This window comes from Actinoplanes subtropicus (assembly GCF_000721705.1).
Lineage (GTDB): Bacteria > Actinomycetota > Actinomycetes > Mycobacteriales > Micromonosporaceae > Actinoplanes > Actinoplanes subtropicus.
The window spans coordinates 1-291 of sequence record NZ_JOJL01000176.1; the positions used below are offsets into that span (position 1 = coordinate 1).

Sequence of the window (291 nt, forward strand, 5' to 3'; positions counted from 1 at the left end):
TCCGACTCGTACTTCGTGATCGCGCACTTCCACTACGTGCTGTTCGGCACGATCGTGTTCGCGGTGTTCGCCGGCATCTACTTCTGGTTCCCGAAGATGTTCGGCCGGATGCTCGACGACCGCCTCGGCAAGGTCCACTTCTGGCTGACCTTCCTCGGCTTCCACGGCACCTTCCTGGTCCAGCACTGGCTGGGCACCGAGGGCATGCCCCGGCGGTACGCGGACTACCTGGCGTCGGACGGCTTCACCTTCCTGAACACGTTCTCGACGATCGGCTCGTTCGTCCTCGGC

At 63.6% G+C, this 291-nt stretch carries 1 protein-coding gene; it reads left to right on the forward strand.

Annotated elements, in window-relative coordinates:
- The coding region (locus IH26_RS55210; RefSeq protein WP_034218347.1) for a cbb3-type cytochrome c oxidase subunit I at positions 1 to 291 on the forward strand (291 nt) is incomplete at both ends.